This window comes from Propionicimonas sp. T2.31MG-18 (assembly GCF_964266745.1).
In the GTDB taxonomy this organism is placed as follows: domain Bacteria; phylum Actinomycetota; class Actinomycetes; order Propionibacteriales; family Propionibacteriaceae; genus Propionicimonas.
This window is the reverse complement of record NZ_CAXWGX010000020.1, coordinates 1-349: the sequence shown is the minus strand read 5'-3', so window position 1 is coordinate 349 and position 349 is coordinate 1. Positions and strand designations below refer to the sequence as shown.

At 65.3% G+C, this 349-nt stretch carries 1 pseudogene; it reads right to left on the bottom strand.

Annotation, left to right across the window (positions count from 1 at the left end):
- Positions 1–128: 128 nt before the first annotated feature.
- Positions 129–349: pseudogene (locus ACFQQJ_RS08085) on the bottom strand (IS630 family transposase); the annotation flags it as partial.

Below are 349 nucleotides of genomic sequence, written 5' to 3'. Positions count from 1 at the left end.
ATCGACGAACTTGCCGTCGACCAGCGTCAGGTGGGGCCAGATCAGACCGTCACAACCACCCCGGAGTGTCGCGGCCGGGGCCAGATCAGACCGTCACAGTGGGGCCAAATCAGAGTGTCATTCCCAGCCCGGGCGACCTGCTTGAGGAATGCCAGGAACTCCTGGTGCCGGTGCCGGGGCTTGCAGGCTCCGGTGACCTTGCCGGTGGCGATCTCCAGTGCGGCGAACAACGTGGTGGTGCCGTGCCGGCGGTAGTCGTGGGTACGCCGCTCCGGTCGTCCGGGCTGCATCGGCAGCATCTTCTGGGTCCGATCCAACGCCTGGATCTGCGACTTCTCATCGACACACA